The 15,959-nt window shown below is 63.0% G+C and carries 14 protein-coding genes; 8 read left to right on the plus strand and 6 right to left on the minus strand.

Going from position 1 to position 15,959, the window contains the following annotated elements; genetic code table 11:
• Position 1 precedes the first annotated feature (1 nt).
• From JOY50_RS03015 to JOY50_RS03030, 4 genes are read right to left on the minus strand one after another with little or no spacing between them, the layout of a single operon-like run.
• Positions 2-1,696 carry a hypothetical protein gene (locus tag JOY50_RS03015; protein ID WP_243054746.1) on the minus strand — a complete coding sequence of 565 codons (1,695 nt, stop codon included), beginning with the start codon at positions 1,694-1,696 and terminating at the stop codon, positions 2-4.
• A gap of 26 nt (positions 1,697-1,722) precedes the next feature.
• A complete protein-coding gene (locus JOY50_RS03020; RefSeq protein ID WP_132840143.1) occupies positions 1,723-3,273 on the minus strand; it encodes a BCCT family transporter in 1,551 nt (516 codons plus the stop codon).
• A 55-nt stretch (positions 3,274-3,328) separates the two neighbouring features.
• A complete protein-coding gene (locus tag JOY50_RS03025; protein ID WP_132840145.1) occupies positions 3,329-4,315 on the minus strand; it encodes a dipeptidase in 987 nt (328 codons plus the stop codon).
• 13 nt (positions 4,316-4,328) lie between these two features.
• The gene (locus JOY50_RS03030) at positions 4,329-5,771 is read right to left on the minus strand and encodes an aldehyde dehydrogenase family protein (RefSeq protein WP_243054747.1); all 1,443 of its coding nucleotides are present in this window, start codon (positions 5,769-5,771) and stop codon (positions 4,329-4,331) included.
• 95 nt (positions 5,772-5,866) lie between these two features.
• On the opposite strand from JOY50_RS03030, the gene JOY50_RS03035 reads away from it, so the two are divergent.
• The 4 genes from JOY50_RS03035 (at position 5,867) to JOY50_RS03050 (ending at position 8,744) form a co-directional block, all read left to right on the plus strand.
• A complete protein-coding gene (locus tag JOY50_RS03035) occupies positions 5,867-6,754 on the plus strand; it encodes a LysR family transcriptional regulator (RefSeq protein WP_132840149.1) in 888 nt (295 codons plus the stop codon).
• 234 nt (positions 6,755-6,988) lie between these two features.
• Entirely contained in the window at positions 6,989-7,129 is a 141-nt protein-coding gene (locus JOY50_RS03040) for a hypothetical protein (protein ID WP_165931595.1), read from the plus strand.
• 88 nt (positions 7,130-7,217) lie between these two features.
• Positions 7,218-7,724, plus strand: coding sequence for a peroxiredoxin (locus tag JOY50_RS03045; RefSeq protein WP_132840151.1), 507 nt, complete (start codon positions 7,218-7,220; stop codon positions 7,722-7,724).
• 81 nt (positions 7,725-7,805) lie between these two features.
• Complete coding sequence (locus tag JOY50_RS03050; RefSeq protein WP_132840153.1) at positions 7,806-8,744, plus strand: LysR family transcriptional regulator; 939 nt, start codon at positions 7,806-7,808, stop codon at positions 8,742-8,744.
• On the opposite strand, the gene JOY50_RS03055 is transcribed toward JOY50_RS03050, so the two are convergent.
• Positions 8,721-9,851: a porin gene (locus JOY50_RS03055; RefSeq protein ID WP_243054748.1), complete on the minus strand. Its 1,131-nt coding sequence runs from the start codon at positions 9,849-9,851 to the stop codon at positions 8,721-8,723. The genes JOY50_RS03050 and JOY50_RS03055 overlap by 24 nt on opposite strands.
• Before the next feature lie 372 nt (positions 9,852-10,223).
• On the opposite strand from JOY50_RS03055, the gene JOY50_RS03060 reads away from it, so the two are divergent.
• From JOY50_RS03060 to xth, 4 genes are all read left to right on the plus strand, one after another.
• Positions 10,224-11,525 (plus strand): MFS transporter, encoded by a 1,302-nt coding sequence (locus JOY50_RS03060; protein ID WP_243054749.1) that lies wholly within the window; start codon positions 10,224-10,226, stop codon positions 11,523-11,525.
• A gap of 16 nt (positions 11,526-11,541) precedes the next feature.
• Complete coding sequence (locus JOY50_RS03065) at positions 11,542-12,726, plus strand: M20 aminoacylase family protein (RefSeq protein ID WP_243054750.1); 1,185 nt, start codon at positions 11,542-11,544, stop codon at positions 12,724-12,726.
• 343 nt (positions 12,727-13,069) lie between these two features.
• Complete coding sequence (locus tag JOY50_RS03070; RefSeq protein WP_016486338.1) at positions 13,070-13,312, plus strand: hypothetical protein; 243 nt, start codon at positions 13,070-13,072, stop codon at positions 13,310-13,312.
• On the plus strand, positions 13,309-14,106 hold the full coding sequence (gene xth, locus JOY50_RS03075; protein ID WP_132840159.1) for an exodeoxyribonuclease III: 798 nt from the start codon (positions 13,309-13,311) through the stop codon (positions 14,104-14,106). Before JOY50_RS03070 ends, xth begins: the two co-directional genes overlap by 4 nt.
• A gap of 51 nt (positions 14,107-14,157) precedes the next feature.
• Here the strand turns inward: xth and JOY50_RS03080 are convergent, their stop codons facing one another.
• Positions 14,158-15,945, minus strand: coding sequence for a thiamine pyrophosphate-requiring protein (locus tag JOY50_RS03080; RefSeq protein ID WP_243054751.1), 1,788 nt, complete (start codon positions 15,943-15,945; stop codon positions 14,158-14,160).
• Positions 15,946-15,959: the final 14 nt, after the last annotated feature.

Below are 15,959 nucleotides of genomic sequence, written 5' to 3' on the forward strand. Positions count from 1 at the left end.
GTCAAAGTTCCCCTTGCGGCATGACCGCAAAATTCCAGTCGTCTGCGAATGGCTGGCCGATGTCGCTCACCAGCGGTGCGCCCTGGAACAGCGTGATACGCACCCAGCGGCTCGACTTGGGGTCGAACTTGCCCGCGCCGAAAAACGCCAGTTTGCAGCGCAGCAGGTGAATCGGCAGCATGTCCCGGGCCAGCAGGTTGGCGCGGATTTCGCCGTAGGTCGTCTGAGCCATGCCTTGCAGGCGGCGCACCGTGCCCTTGAACGCCGGTTGGGCGATCAGGAAGTGCGCGGTCAGCGCCTGAGGCTCCAGCTGCAGGTGCTTCAGCAGTGCGGCGTGGCACTGCTGGATATTACGGGCAATGCCCAGCTGCATTTCTTTTTCGGCCCCCGGTTCCTCGGCGCGCATGCCCAGGCGCGGCTCCTCTTTCTCGGCCGAGCGGTACCAGAAGAAGTGCTCGGCATCCACGGCACTGAAGTCGTACTCCAGCGCCCAGCCGTACTGCTGCTCGATGAGCTGGCGCAGTTGCCCAAGGGGCATCTGCGCGTCCAGCTGCCAGCTTTCGTTGACGCCCATGTGCTCGGCCAGTGGCGTGACCTGCTCGGGGTACAGCTCCAGCAGCAGGCTTGCCAGCAGTTCCTGGCAGCCCACCCCCGCCTGTGCCTCAGCCCAGGCCAGCAGGCGCGACCAAAGGCCCGCGTCGGTGGCTTGTGCGCCCAGCCAGGTGGTCAGTAAAGCAAGCTCGGCCAAGGTTTGCAGGTTCTGCTCATGCTGGCGCTGGTCTTCGGTCCGGGACTGTTCCACATGCAGGCGGGCGCGTGCCAGCAGTGCCTGCAGGCGCACCAACCGGTCCGGGTCGGCCGGCTGCGCCAACACCAGGGCCAGGGCGGTTTCCCGGGTGCTGATCCAGCGTTCCACCAGTTGCGGGTGGTTGATCAGGAACGGGGCCATGCCCAACCCGGTCGCGTTGCCGACCCCCAGGTAGCGCTGCAGGGCCGGCGCCAGTTGCACTGCCCGCTGCGGGTCGAGTGCCTGGGCCATGTGGTTGATCTGCTCGATGCTGAAATGGCGCAGCAGGTAGACCGTGAACATCTGCGCGCTGAACGGCTGGCTGAAGTCCGGGTTGTCCTGCAGGCAGCCAAAGTCGGCGATGCCGAACTTGCCGTTGCCGTACACCGCCGTGGTGCGATACAGGTAGCCGACCTCGGCCAACTGGCTTGGGTCGGGCTGTTGCCCCTCCGCCAGCGCCGCCAGGAACCGGTCGAAATTGCGCAAGCTACGGTTGGCCCGTGACAGTACCAGCACGCGGGCATCGAAGCGGCCAGCCTCCTGCAGCGGCACGTTACGCTGCAGGTCGGCCAGTTGCTCGGCATCGACATCACCCTTCACCAGCACGAAGGTGACGTCCCACTGGTCGGCGATGACCCGGTCGCTGCGCTTTTCCGGCGGCAGGTAGGCCGAGAAGATCACGCATTGGTAATGGCCATTCGGCGTGTCGATGCGGTAGATCGCGGTGCCGAAGCCATGGCTGTCAAGGTCGAAGCAGCTGCGCTGGATGTGCCAGTGCTGCTGCATCATCCGGCGCATGCTGCTGCGCACGAAGCTCAGCGGGCTCTGGAAGTGGCTGCCCAGCCGGGCCAGGTCCATGACCTGGCTTGCAGGGCGCAACGCGGGTATTGCAGGCACGGTGTCGGGCATTGTTGTTGTACCTGGATGGATCATGTTCAGACGCCTTGTTCGCGGGCCATGTGCCGGGCGATGCGCACTGCATCCCACAACGCTGGCAGAATCACCAGCGACACCGGCACCGCGGTAATGACAATGAAGGACTGCAGGGCTGTCACGCCGCCTGCGCCAATGGTGATCAGCACCACCGCTGCCAGGCCCATGCCGATGGCCCAGAAACCGCACAACCATTTCTTGGGTTTATCGTTACTGGACATCGCCAGCGCCACGGTGAAAGCCATGGCGTCGCCATTGGTGGCCACCGAGATGAAGCTCAGGAACAGGAACAGCGCGCTGATCAGGCCCCCCAGTGGCAGGTTCTGCGTCACCCCCAGCAGCAGGTCTTCGGGCTGGGCGCCATGGGCGGTGACGATGCCTGGCGTTTGCAGCTCCAGGCCGATACCGGTGCCGCCGACCACGGTGAACCAGAACATGGTCACCAGCGGCGCGATGATCGACAGCGTCATGATGATCTCGCGAATGGTGCGGCCGCGCGAGATCCGCGCGACGTACAGTGCCACCATCGGCGCATAGCCGATGAACCAGCCCCAGTAGAACACCGTCCACCAGTCCAGCCACTTGGGGTCGGCGCGGAACATCGCCATCGGCAGGAAGTGTTCCACATGCTCGGCAAAGGCCGCCGGGAAACTGCCGAGGATGAACAGCGTCGGCCCGAATACCACCATGAACAGTGCCAGGCCGATCATCAGCCAGACGTTGATCTCGCTGACAAAACGGATGCCTTTGAGGCCCACCAGGCACGAGACGGTGTACATGGCCGTGACCAGGACAATGGTCAGCGACTGGGTGACGATATCGTTGGGCAAGCCCCACACCGCATGCATGGCGCTGCTGATTTGCAGGCCGAGGAAGCCGATCGGGCCGATGGTGCCGGCCACCACGGCGATGATCGAGGTGGCGTCGGCCAGGGTGCCGATCGGGCCTTTGAGCGCCCGCTCGCCGAACAGCGGGTAAAGCAGCGTGCGCGGCGCCAGAGGCAGGCCCTTGTCGTAGTGCAGGTGCATCAGCACGATCGCCAGCAGGCTGCCCAGCACGGCCCAGGCCAGAAAGCCCCAGTGCACGAACGATTGCGCCAGCGCCGCGGTGGCCGCAGCTTCGCTGTGCGGTTGCAGGCCGGCGAACAAGGGCGGCGGGCTGGCAAAGTGCATCAAGGGCTCAGCGGCGGCCCAGAAGGCGCCGCCACCCGCCAGCAGGGCGCACATGATGACGGCGATCCAGTTGAAGGTGCTGATGTCCGGGCGCTGGGTGACGCCGCCCAGGCGTACGCGCCCGCATCTGGAAAAGCCGATGAACAGGCTGACGGCGAAGGTTGCCAGCATCAGCACTTGCCAATAGAGGCCAAAGGCTTTGGTCGACCAGGCGAAAAGCGTGTTGACCAGCGCCGACACGCTGTCGATGTCGATCAGTGCCGCCAGCAGGAAGGCGCCGAGGAACCCGCCGCTGATCAGGAACAGCGGCCAGTCGATGTCGCGGGCCATTGGCAGGCCCATGGCCTGGCCTTCAGCCTGCACGGTGGTTGGGTTTTTCATGAAGCCTCCGGAACCTGCGATTGTTGTTATTGTTGATGCTGTCCGTGCAAGGGGCTCAGGCCTGTGCCGTGGTGGCGGTCTCCAGCAGGCGCAACCAGTTCAGCCCCATGATGTTGGCCACGTCCTCTTCGGCAAAGCCACGGGCGCGCAGGCCCTGGGCGATGTTGCCGAAGTCGCGGCTGTCGCGGAACCACTGCAAGGGCGCCGGCCAGTTGGCGTTCTCCTTGGAGCCTTCGCCGTAGTCCTTGTCCTTGCTCCAGCGGCCGTTGCGCATCCATTCCAGCACGGCCAGCGGTTGCGCCTGGCACAGGTCGGTGCCGATGCCGATATGCTCCACGCCCATCAGGTCGGCGGTGCGCGCGACCATGTCGCAGAAGCTTTCCAGGCTGCACTCCGAGGCACCCTTGAGGTGGAACGGGTAGGTGCTGAAGCCCAGCAGCCCGCCGGATTCAGCGATGCCGCGCAGCACCGCGTCGGACTTGTTGCGCTTGGCCGCGTGGAAGCTGGCCGGGTTGGCGTGGGAGATGATCACCGGTCGGCTCGACAGCTCGATGGCCTCCAGCGTGCTGCGCTCGGCGCTGTGGGACATGTCGATGAGCATGCCGACGCGGTTCATTTCGGCGATCACCTGGCGGCCGAAGCGGCTGATGCCGTTGTCTTCGCGCTCATAGCAGCCGCTGGCCAGCAGGCTCTGGTTGTTGTAGGTCAGCTGCATGACGAACACCCCGAGCTGGCGGAAGACTTCCACCAGCGCGATGTCGTCCTCGATCGGCGAGCAGTTCTGGAAGCCGAAAAATACCCCCACCCGGCCTTCCTCGTGCGCCAGGCGGATGTCGCTGGCCGTGCGCACCGGGCGGATCAGCTCGGGCCAGGTCTCGAAGCGGCGGTTCCATTCGCCCAGGCGCGACAGGGTTTCACGGGCGTTCTCGTGGTAGGCGATGGTGGCGTGCACCGCGCTCAGGCCACCGGCCTGCATCTGCTGGAATATTTCCGGGCTCCAGTTGGAGTACTGCAGGCCGTCGATCATCAAGAGGTCGTGCATGGCGTGTACTCCTTCAGGGACGCAGGTAGGTGGTCTTGACCACGGTGTAGAAGTCACGGGCGTACTGTCCCTGTTCCCGTGGGCCGAAACTGGAGGCTTTGCGGCCGCCGAACGGCACGTGGTAATCGGTGCCGGCGGTGGGCAGGTTGACCATCACGCAGCCGGTCTGGGCGCGGCGCTTGAAGTGGCTGGCGTGGCGCAGCGACTGGGTGATGATGCCGGCAGTGAGGCCGTATTCGGTGTCGTTGAGCGTGGCCAGTGCCTCTTCGAAGTCACGTACGCGGATCACGCAGGCGATGGGCCCGAACACTTCCTCGCGGTTGATGCGCATGTCATTGCGGCTGTCGATGAACAGCGCCGGGCGCATGTAGTAGCCGTCGCTCTCCAGTTGCAGGCGTTCGCCACCTTCAATCAGGGTGGCGCCTTCGGCCTGGGCCAGCTCCAGGTAGGCCAGGTTCTGTTCCAGCTGGCGCGCGTCCGCCACCGGGCCGATCTGCACGCCGGCCTGAAGGGCATGGCCGACCTTGAGCTGGCGCATGCGCAGGCGCAAAGCCTCGACGAAACGGTCGTGGATGGCGTCGCAGACGATCAGCCGCGACGACGCGGTGCACTTCTGCCCGGTGCCGAAGAAGGCGCCGTTGAGCGCGCATTCCACGGCGAGGTCCAGGTCGGCGTCGTCCATGACCACCAGGGCATTCTTGCTGCCCATTTCCAGCTGGCAGCGCACCAGGTTACCTGCGGTGGCGACCGCCACGCGCCGGCCAGTCTGCAGCGAACCGGTGAACGTCAGGGCATCGATGTCGGCGGACTGCACCAGCGCTTCGCCGACCTCGGCGCCGCTGCCCATTACCAGGTTGAAGGTGCCGCTTGGCAGGCCCTGGCGGCTGATGATCTCGGTGAGTGCCCAGGCACTGGCCGGCACCAGGTTGGCCGGCTTGAACACCACGGCGTTGCCGAAGGCCAGGGCCGGGGCGATTTTCCAGGCGGCGGTGGCCATGGGGAAGTTCCATGGGGTAATGATGCCCACCACACCCACGGGTTCGCGATGCACTTCGATGTCGACCCCTGGGCGCACCGAGGCGGCTGTCTCGCCCATCTGGCGCAGCACTTCGGCGGCGTAGTAATGGAAGAACTGCCCACTGCGGTTGACCTCGCCGATGCCTTCGGCCAGGGGTTTGCCTTCTTCTCGGGAGAGCAGCTCGCCGAGTTCTTCCTTGCGCGCAATCAGCTCATCGCCGATGGCCATCAGCACCTGCTGGCGGGTTTCCAGGCCGCTGGCGGCCCACAGGGGTTGTGCAGCGCGGGCGGCCTGGATGGCCTTGCGCGCCTGCTCGGCGCTGGCCTGATGGTACTGGCCGATCAAGTCGCCAGTGTCCGAAGGGCTGTAGTTGCCCAAGGTGGTGTGGCCTTCGCACCACTGGCCATCAATGTAGTTGTTGTAGGTCTTGTGTGACATGGATGAGCGCCTCTGTTTGCATGGCATTCATGATGCGAGCAATATGCAGCAAATAAAAATTAATAAAAAAAATGCTTTGATAAGGAATGCTAACCATGTTGCCCGAGCTGAAGATCGCCCAGTTGCGCTACTTCGTACTGGTCGCCGAACTGAAGAGCTTCCACGCCGCCGCCCGCCAGGCCTTTCGCACCCAGCCGGCGATATCCCTGGCCGTGCGCGAACTGGAGCAGAAGCTGGGCCAGGCATTGGTCGAGAAGGGCGGGGGGCGGGCAGAGCTGACGCCCTTCGGCGAGCATTGCCTGCCGTTGTTTCGCGGTTTGATCGAGCACCATGACCGTATCGCCCGTGAAGCCACGCTGCTTGCCCGGCATGAAATCGGCCAGGTCAGCATCGCCACGGTACCTTCGGTGGCCAGCCGCATGCTGCCAGGGCCGCTGGCCCGCTTTGTGGCCGCACACCCGAACGTGCAAGTCAGCATCCAGGATGGCACCGCCGAACGTGTGCAGCAGTTGCTGGCCCAAGGGCAGGTGGACTTCGGCATCAGCAGCTTGTGGATGGACGACGAGCAGCTTGAATTTGCCTCGATCGTGAACGATCAGGTGGGCGTGGTGTGCCGTAGCGACCACCCATTGGCGCAGGCGGGTGATCCTCTGCACTGGGCGCAGTTGCAGGGCGTGCCTATGATCCGCAATGGCACCTCGCAACTGCTGGCAGGCACTGAGGCCGAGGGTTTGCTGACACACAGCCGGCTGTTCATCTCCAACATGATTTCGTTGATCGCCATGCTGGAGGAGGGGGTGGGGATCAGCACCTTGCCGTATCTCGCCTTTCCGCAGGAGAACGACAAGCTGGCGTTCGTACCGCTTGTGGAGCCCAAGGTCGAGCGGCATATCGGCATGCTCACCCGCAAGGGGCGCAGCCTGTCACCTGCGGCGGGGGCATTGATGGCGTTTCTGCAGGTGCAGTTGACACAAGCCGGCTGAGCCTGCGGCTCATGGCACCCAATTTCGCTCTGAAAAGGGAGGGAATTAAAAGTTGGCATGGAAATCTCATGTACAGCGCTTGGCATACGATTTTCGTAACCTTGCGCTCACCTCCATGGACAAAAACAAAAGGGGGCTTACATGAGTTGTCTGATTTGCGCGGGACAGGCGCAATCCGTTGAGTGCACCCAGGGATGGGAAGAGCGGCATTGTTCCCAGTGTGGATGTTACCGAATGTCACAAGCACTCATTCTGGTGATGATGGAAGAGGGGCAGATTTTCGACACGGCGCGCATGCGGGAATGGCTGGCGGCCCGGCGAGCTCTGGTGCCTGTTCCTTCCATCGACCATACCCAGGCGATACTGGCGCGTTGAACCGGCGCTGCGGTGGGCATGGTGTACCTGGCTTGGTGGACTGCGGCATCATGGCGTGCCCGGCCATCAATGCATCCAGGAGATAACGATGATCAAGACTGGCGATCAACTGCCCGACGTTACGCTTTACGCCTACAACAACGACGAAAGCGCCTGCGCGCTCGGCCCGAATGCCTTTTCCATTCGCGAGCGCTGCAAGCAGAAAAAAGTGGTGATTTTCGGTTTGCCTGGCGCGTTCACACCTACCTGCTCCGAGCGCCACGTCCCGGGTTATGTCGCTGAGGCACAAGCGTTGTTCGCTGCGGGCGTTGACGAAATTCTCTGCGTTTCCGTGAACGATGCCTTTGTCATGAATGCCTGGGGCAGCAGCCTGCAGGTGGGCGAAGCGGTGAGGATGATCGGCGATGGCAACGGCGAATTCAGTGACGCACTGGGATTGATTCAGGACCTGTCGGCGCGTGGCTTGGGGCGCCGTTCGCTGCGTTATGCCATGGTGGTCGACAACCTGGTAGTCAAACACGTTGCTGTCGAAGCGCCTGGCAAGTTCGAGGTCAGTGATGCGGCGAGCGTGCTGGCTGCGTTGCGTCAGCTTTAACCGCAAGGCCTTTCAGCCAAGGACTGTCAGGGTCGCCGAAGCATAGTTCAAACCGACCCGATAACAACAAGGTATACCCGGTTGAAACTTCACCAACTCAAGGCGCTGGTCGCCATCCATAACGCAGGCAGCATTCTTGAAGCTTCCAAGCTCATGCACATTACCCAGCCTGCGCTGAGCCGTTCGATCAAGGACCTGGAACGGGAAGTCGGCTTCAGCCTGTTGCAGCGGTCACACAAAGGCATGGCCCTTACCGAGGAAGGCAAGCGTGTCATCCGCCACGCCAACCTCGTGGTGGAAAGCATCCGTCGCCTGCAGATCGAAGCCGCGAGCATTCAGGATGCCGCGCTGGGCGCGGTATCGATCGGGGTCACATCGCTGACGGCGATGCTCGATGGTGTCGATGAGAGCATCCTGGCGTTCCGCCGCAAGTACCCGCGGGTGAAGATCACCATCACCGACTTGCGCCCCAGCCAGATCCTGCAACGCCTGCGCGACGGCAGCCTGGACTTTGCCATTACCTCGCAGCAACCGCTGAGCCGGCTGAGCCTGGACTGGGAGGCGCTGGGCAGTATCAAGGGCAGGGTGATCTGCCACGCGTCGAACGCGCAAAAGTTTGCCAAGTCACTGCGCACCTTGCAGTACGGCCACTGGATCAGCCTGGATGAGCTGTCGGACCAGGCTTCGCAGTTTCACCAGCTATTCGAGGTCAACGGCCTCCAGGTACCGCAGAACACCGTTGAATGCACCTCGGTGATGATGGCGCTCAAGCTGCTGAAAAACACCGAATCGTTGATGACCATCAGTGAGCTGGCGGTGGACCAGGGCTTCACTCTGGGCGTGCATGGCGAGTACGTGGCCATGGCGGTGCAGGAGCTTATTCCGGACTACCCCATCAACCTGGTCTGTATCGACCGCCACAGCCTAACGGCGCCTGCCCAGGAGCTGTTCCACAGCTTGCGCGGGCAGGTACTCAGGCAAACACGCCCCGTGGCCTCAGAAGTGGTAGTACATGCCTAGCGAGACATTGCCAGGGTTGTCGCCAACCTGGTCCACCGGGGTGCCGGCGTAGGTGACTGACGACGCACGCTGGTTGGCAATCAGGCCGAGCCGTCCGTAGACGGCCCAGCGTGGGTTGATGAAATGGTCATAGCCGATCATCACCCCTGCTGCGTCCTTGTCGTGGGCCGTGACCTGGCGTTGCATCACGGCCAGGCGCAGCACATCCAGCTCGCCGACGGGCGCCATCACGCCGAAGGTGTACAGCGTGGTACTGGGCGTGCCGGGCTGGTCTACGTCCTGGCGCTGCCAGGTCAGGCTGGTGGCCAGCGGGCCGAAATCGTAGAACGCCGACAGGCTCTTGTAGTAGTTGGCGGTCTGGCGTGAGCTGCCAGCATCGTCCCAGCGGTCGCTGTAGTACAGGTTGTAGGAGGCCAGCAGCATCACCCGGTTATTGCGGTATTGCAGCTTGGCACCGCCACCACGCACGGTGCGCCCTTGGCTGGCGGCATCGTCGAAGCCGAAGCTTAGCGCGGTGCCGATGCTGAAGCCGTTCAGGTTGGGGCTGGTGTAGGCCAGGGTGTGCTTGGGGCGCAGGTCCAGGTAATACGCGCCCTTGCCGGCAGCAGGCAGGGCCAGGTAGGTGTAGGGCGAGCCGTAGGTGGCCAGAAACGGGTCGGCGTAGGTTGGCGTGCCCATGCTGTAGGTCTTGCCGAACTCAAGCTTGCCCAGGGTTCGCGAGCGCAGGGCGACCGTTGCCAGGCGCAGGGTGCCAATGGTGTCCCAGGTCCCCTCCAGGGCTTTGCCATTGACGTTGAAGCCTTCCTCCACGTCCAGCTCCAGCACGGTGTCGGGGTTCAGCCCCTTGCGGGCATACAGCCCGAGCTTGTTGGTCCATGCGCCGCCGCCGGCCAGGCGAAAACCCGAGTGGTGCTGCGAGTCGTGATAGCTGGCGAATGCATCCACGGTGCCGTAGACCTTGAGCGTGTCATCGAAACCGTAATCGACCCCGTAATACCCAAAACCTGGCGCAATCCGGCTGAGCGTCGGAAAGCCCTCGGCCTGTGCCTGCACGGCCAGGCATGCCCCTTGGATCATCAACAGCAACGACGCAGTGCGAGTGTTCATTCACGACTCCAGGCCAGCACAGTGATGTGGTGGCTGTAGCGTCGGTGAACAGCAGGTTGCAGCGTGATTGCTTATTCGGCTACGTCATGCCGTTTGGTTAATCCAGGCCCCGCGGGCGTTACGGATGGCGAAAACGTCTGGGGTAGAGACGCTTCGAGCACGTTGCCAGGCCGCGCTTCTGACCCGGTTGCGTGAGCACTATCGGGGCAGCGCGCAGAGACAAGGCAATCTGTGCGCCACCTTAGGGCAAATTGGTCAACCCCCGGGCCGGTCAATTAACCATTGGTTAGCCACATGCCGAAACTGCAAGTGTGTTGGGTGCCCGATTGGCCGATATTCGCTGCACGCCGCGAATTGCCATCGGAGATAACAATGACTACACCGCTACCCGCACCGCCTCTCATGCAGACGGGCGCGCATTCAGCCGCGCAGGCATCGTCCTCACGTAAAACCTTGGTTGCCTGCTCGCTGGGCAATGCGCTGGAAATGTACGATTTCACGATCTACAGCTTCTTCGCTGTGCTGATCGGCAAGCATTTCTTCCCCTCCGAGTCGGCGATGGCGTCGTTATTGATGTCGTTGGCCACCTTCGGCGTCGGTTTCCTGATGCGCCCGGTCGGGGCGATGGTCATCGGTCGCTATGCCGACCGGCGCGGGCGCAAGGCGGCATTGAGCCTGACCATCGGGCTGATGACCCTGGGTACTGCGCTGATCGCGTTTGCGCCCACCTATTCGCAGATCGGCATTTTTGCAACGGTGCTGCTGGTGGCTGGCCGGCTCATCCAGGGCATGTCGGCAGGCGGGGAGGTGGGTACCGCGTCGGTGTTCCTGATGGAGTCCAGTGCGGTTGGCAAACGTTGCCAGAACGTCAGTTGGCAGGCCGCTAGCCAGGGATACGCTGCATTGCTGGGTGCCGGCTTTGGCTTTGCCCTTAGCCAGTTGCTCGAGCCTGCCGCCCTGGAGAGCTGGGGATGGCGGATACCGTTCATTTTCGGCCTGCTGATTGGCCCGGTCGGTTGGTACATTCGCACGCGCTTGCCAGAAACCCATGCGGCCGCCCCGGCGCACAAGGCCGAACAGGCGCTGGACGCTGAACTGCTCAAACGTATCGCCCAAGGCATCGGCCTGATGGCCAGTTCGACCATAGGCATGTACCTGTTCGTGTTCTACATGCCCACCTACCTGACCACGGCCTTGCATTACCCGCCAGGCAGCGCGATGGCAATTGCCTGTATCAGCAGCGGCTGCATGGCGGTCATCTGCCCGTTGGCGGGCAAGTTTGCTGACAAGTACCAGCTGCGCAAGCGCCTGCTGGGGTGGACGGTTGCCATGCCGGTGGTGCTGACCCTGCCGGTGTTCTACCTGCTTGGGCAGGTGCAGCACATGGGCCTGGCCATGATGTGCGTGGCGGTGCTGATACTGCCTACCTGCATCGGTGCCGGCGCGTTCTTTGCGCTGATGATGGAGGGCTTCCCGAAAGCGCGGCGCTCGTTCGGCACCTCGGTCAGCTACAGCCTGGGGGTAACGATTTTCGGCGGGTTTTCGCCGCTGGTGGCGACCTGGCTGATTGCGGCGCTCGGCACCCCGTTGGCGCCGGCGTACTTCCTGCTGGCCGGTGGTGTTGTCAGCCTTGCCTGCCTCAAATACTTCCCCGAAAACAAAGGATGCGAGTGATATGGGCACTTTGAACATGACTACGTTTGACAGCAATCAACCTCAGCCCCCGGCAGCAGGGCTGGAAGAGTTCGTTGTGATCCGCCGGCAGATTCATGCCGCACCGGAGCTTGGCGGAGACACGCCTGACACGGCGGCGCTGGTGGCCGACAAGTTGCAGGCCTGGGGTTATGAAGTGCATTGCAACGTAGGTGGGCATGGCGTGGTCGGGGTGTTGCAAGCAGGGGACAGCCCGCGCAGCATCGGGCTGCGTGCAGACATGGACGCATTGCCCATGAGTGAGAAAAACCCCTTTGAGCATGCCAGCAAGATCCCCGGTCGCATGCATGCCTGTGGCCATGACGGGCATACCGCGATCCTGTTGGCAGCCGCTGCGCAACTGGCGGCCACGCGCAGCTTCAACGGCACCTTGAACGTGATCTTTCAGCCGGACGAAGAGGGCCTGGCCGGGGCCAGGGCGATGATCGACGACGGCCTGTTCGAGCGCTTCCCGTGTGACTCGGTGTATGCGCTGCACAACATGCCCGGCATGCCGGTGGGTACCTGCGTGGTGCAGGCCGGGCCAACCATGGCGTCTTCCCAGCGCGTCAGCATTCGTATCACCGGCAAAGGCGGGCACGGGGCGATGCCGGAACTGTCGGTGGACCCGGTGATGGCGTTGAACAGCCTGATAAGCGGCATCCAGACCATCAAGTCGCGCAACCTGAGCGTCGAGGAATATGCGGTTATCAGCATCGGCATGATCCAGGCCGGTACCGTCTACAACATCATTCCTGACGAAGCCAGCATGCTGCTGAGCGTGCGCACCGACACGGCCGAGACCCAGCAGAAGATCAACAGCCGCATTGACGCCCTGGCGAGGGGGCATGCCGAAAGCTTTGGCGTGGAGATCGACGTTCAATACACCCAGCTGGCCCCCGCGTTGTGCAACAGTGATCACGAAAGCGCGTTGCTGCGTGAAAGCCTGAGGCCGTTGTTCGCCGACGGCGCGCTGCTGGACAAGATGCCGAAGAAGGTCATGGGCACCGAAGACTTTGCCTACATGTTGCAGGCACGGCCTGGGTGTTACTTCATGCTGGGGAATGGTACAGGCGAGTTCCATGGGTGCTCGGTGCATAACCCGCACTACGATTTCAATGATGCATTGGTGAAGATTGGCGCCGATTGTTGGGTGAAGTGGGTTCAGGACTACCTGCGTTGATGCCATTGCCGGGCGGGGCGCCGGCCCTCCATGCTTCCCTTTGTGATAGCAACTGGTTTGCAGGCGAGCACCATGGGAGCGCAGGCTTCAGGCTCACACAGGCCCTGAGGGAGCGGCTTTAGCCGCGAACACCGGCGAAGCCGGTGCCATTCACCGCGATGGATCCTTCGCGGGCATGCCCGCTCCCACAGGTATCGCGTAGGCTTCAGGCCTACGCAGTACCTGGGCTGCCTCCCGGAAGCTGGATGCTGATCCGGCAGCCAACCCCGGCGCGGGCTACAGCAATTGAACGTCCCGCCACGCCAGGGCTCTCACAAGCAAAGGGTACAGCGAGGACGCCTTCATGAGCATCGAACGCAGCATTCCCGAACTTGAAGCCTGGTACGCCCAGTACGATGACATCAGTTACCGGCGCGAGTCACCGGATGCCTACCACCATGAACTGGTTCGCACCGCCGAGGCCCTGCGCGACGATGGCGCCATCGACTGGGATGACTGGTTGGCGCTAAAGGCGCTGGCTGATGAGGCGCATATCCGCGCGCTGGAAGACGCCGTGCAGGCCCATGTAAGCGACCCCGACGCATGAAAGCGCTGAAGATTGCCACCTTCAATATCAATGGCATCCGCAGCCGCTTGCCAGCGCTGCTGGCCTGGCTGGAGCGCGAGCAGCCCGACATCGCCTGCCTGCAGGAGCTCAAGGCAGCCGATCAGCAGTTCCCTCGCGCGCAGCTGGAGGCGGCAGGCTATGGCTGCCTTTACCAAGGGCAACCGTCATGGAACGGCGTGGCCATCCTGGCACGGGGCAGCGATCCGCTGGAGGTTCGCCGCGGCTTGCCAGGCATGGAGGATGACAGCCAGAGCCGCTATCTGGAAGCGGCGGTACATGGCGTGCTGGTGGCGTGCCTGTACTTGCCGAACGGCAACCCGCAGCCAGGGCCCAAGTTCGATTACAAGCTGCGCTGGTTCGAATGCCTGATCAAGCATGCGCATAGCCTGTATGAAAGTGGCCACCCCACGCTGCTGGCCGGTGATTTCAACGTCGTGCCCACCGACATGGATATCTACAACCCGCGCTCCTGGCTGAAGGACGCTTTGCTACAGCCTGAGTCGCGCGCGTGTTACCAGCAACTGCTGGATCAGGGCTGGGTCGATGCCATACGCCATCTGTACCCGGACGAGCGGGTCTACACCTTCTGGGACTATTTCCGCAATCACTGGCAGCGCAATGCCGGGTTACGCATCGACCATCTGTTGCTAAACCCCGAGCTGGCGCCTTACCTGAAGCAGGCGGGGGTTGATGCTTGGGTGCGCAACGAGGTCAAGGCCAGCGATCATGCACCCGCCTGGATAGCGCTGGGTACACGGCGCGGTCGATCATAGACAGTGTGAAAAACGCCTGGCCCGCGCAGCGGCGCGGGCACTTCTCTGGCGTCATTTTTTGCCGGGCAGCACTGAGCTGAGCACTTGCTTGGCCGTCTGCACGATGACCCCGGCCTGGTCCGGGTCGCCCTTGAGCAACGTGCTGGCAAACTTCTTCGCCTGCTCCAGCTTGATATGAGGTGGTAAAGGCGGCACGTTCGGGTCGGTCTTGAACTCGATCAGTACCGGCCGATCAGCGGCCAGGGCGCGTTCCCACGCCTCGGCGACGTCCTCTTCGCGCTCTACGTAGATACCTTGCAGGCCAATGGAAATGGCGAACAAATGGTAGGGCACGTCAGGAATGGACTGCGAAGCCTCGAACTTGGGGTCGCCCTCCATTACCCGTTGCTCCCACGTGACCTGGTTGAGGTCTTCATTGTTGAACACCGCACAGATCCACTGTGGGTTGTCCCACTGCCGCCAATACTTGGCCACGGTGATCAATTCAGCCAGGTTGTTCATCTGCATTGCCCCATCACCCACCAGGGCAACCACCGCGCGTTGCGAGTGGGCGAACTTTGCCGCGATCGCATAGGGCACGGCGGCGCCCATGCAGGCCAGGCCACCGGACAGCGAGCACTGCATGCCCTGGCGGATCTGCAGGTCGCGGGCAAACCAGTTGGCACAGGAGCCAGAATCGCTGGTGATGATGGCGTGGTCGGGCAGGCGAGGGGACAGTTCATGGACCACACGTTGCGGGTTGATCGGGTCGGCCTTGACCAGCGCACGTTTGGCCACGGTCTTGTCCCACTGTGCACGCCAGGTCTCGACCTTGTCGCGCCAGCGCCGTTCGGTCTTGTCCTCAAGCAGTGGCAACAGTGCGCGCAAGGTTTCACTGGCATCGCCGACCAGGTTGACTTCCATCGGGTAGCGCAGGCTGAGCATGTCGGGCTGCAGGTCGATCTGCACGCCGCGCGCCTGGCCTTCCTTGGGCAGAAACTCGGAATAGGGGAAACCGGAGCCGATCATCAGCAACGTGTCGCATTCGGTCATCAGCTGATAGCTGGGTTCGGTGCCCAGCAGCCCGATCGACCCGGTAACCCACGGCAGATCGTCTGGTAGAACAGCCTTGCCCAACAGCGCCTTGGCCACGCCAGCGCCCAGCGTTTCGGCGACCGCAATAACCTGATCAGTCGCCTGCAGGGCGCCGGCCCCTACCAGTATCGCCACCTTGCGCCCGGCATTGAGCACATCGGCGGCGCGCTGCAGGTCTTCGTCGAACGGCACCACCCTGGGCTTGCTGTAGCCGATGCCGGAATGCACGGTACCGTGAGCCCTGGGGGGTTCGTGGTAGGGCAGGTCCTGCAGGTCGTTGGGCAGGATCACGGCAGTGACGCGGCGTTCGCCGACGGCTGTACGCACTGCACGGTCGAGCAGGTGGCGCACCTGTTCCGGCGTCGAGGCTTGTTGCACGAACGCACCGGCGACGTCCTTGAACATGGACACCAGGTCGAGTTCCTGCTGGTAGTGCCCGCCCAGTGCCGCACGGGCCTGTTGGCCGACAATGGCCAGCACCGGCTGGTGGTCCATGCGCGCATCGTACAGGCCAGTAAGCAGGTGCGAAGCGCCCGGGCCGGAGGTGGCGATGCAAACGCCAAGTTCGCCGGTGAACTTGGCATGGGCGCTGGCCATGAAGGCGGCCATTTCCTCGTGGCGGGCCTGGATGAATTCGATCTTGCCGTTGGCCCGGCTCAGCGCGCCGAACACGCCGTTGATGCCGTCGCCGGGGTAACCGAAGATGCGCCGCACCCCCCATTGATACAAACGCTCCACCAGAAAGTCGCCTACCGTGCCGGTCATTGCCTGCTCCCGTT

The organism is Pseudomonas sp. BP01 (genome assembly GCF_022760795.1).
Lineage (GTDB): Bacteria > Pseudomonadota > Gammaproteobacteria > Pseudomonadales > Pseudomonadaceae > Aquipseudomonas > Aquipseudomonas putida_Q.

Excerpts from the sequence above, each read along its gene's own strand:
- JOY50_RS03020 (WP_132840143.1), bottom strand. The coding sequence starts at position 3,273 with ATGAAAAACCCAACCACCGTGCAGGCTGAAGGCCAGGCCATGGGCCTG.
- JOY50_RS03060 (WP_243054749.1), top strand. The coding sequence starts at position 10,224 with ATGACTACACCGCTACCCGCACCGCCTCTCATGCAGACGGGCGCGCAT.
- JOY50_RS03040 (WP_165931595.1), top strand. The coding sequence starts at position 6,989 with ATGTCACAAGCACTCATTCTGGTGATGATGGAAGAGGGGCAGATTTTC.
- JOY50_RS03035 (WP_132840149.1), top strand. The coding sequence starts at position 5,867 with ATGTTGCCCGAGCTGAAGATCGCCCAGTTGCGCTACTTCGTACTGGTC.
- JOY50_RS03015 (WP_243054746.1), bottom strand. The coding sequence starts at position 1,696 with ATGCCCGACACCGTGCCTGCAATACCCGCGTTGCGCCCTGCAAGCCAG.
- xth (WP_132840159.1), top strand. The coding sequence starts at position 13,309 with ATGAAAGCGCTGAAGATTGCCACCTTCAATATCAATGGCATCCGCAGC.
- JOY50_RS03080 (WP_243054751.1), bottom strand. The coding sequence starts at position 15,945 with ATGACCGGCACGGTAGGCGACTTTCTGGTGGAGCGTTTGTATCAATGG.
- JOY50_RS03070 (WP_016486338.1), top strand. The coding sequence starts at position 13,070 with ATGAGCATCGAACGCAGCATTCCCGAACTTGAAGCCTGGTACGCCCAG.
- JOY50_RS03055 (WP_243054748.1), bottom strand. The coding sequence starts at position 9,851 with ATGAACACTCGCACTGCGTCGTTGCTGTTGATGATCCAAGGGGCATGC.
- JOY50_RS03030 (WP_243054747.1), bottom strand. The coding sequence starts at position 5,771 with ATGTCACACAAGACCTACAACAACTACATTGATGGCCAGTGGTGCGAA.
- JOY50_RS03045 (WP_132840151.1), top strand. The coding sequence starts at position 7,218 with ATGATCAAGACTGGCGATCAACTGCCCGACGTTACGCTTTACGCCTAC.
- JOY50_RS03065 (WP_243054750.1), top strand. The coding sequence starts at position 11,542 with ATGACTACGTTTGACAGCAATCAACCTCAGCCCCCGGCAGCAGGGCTG.
- JOY50_RS03025 (WP_132840145.1), bottom strand. The coding sequence starts at position 4,315 with ATGCACGACCTCTTGATGATCGACGGCCTGCAGTACTCCAACTGGAGC.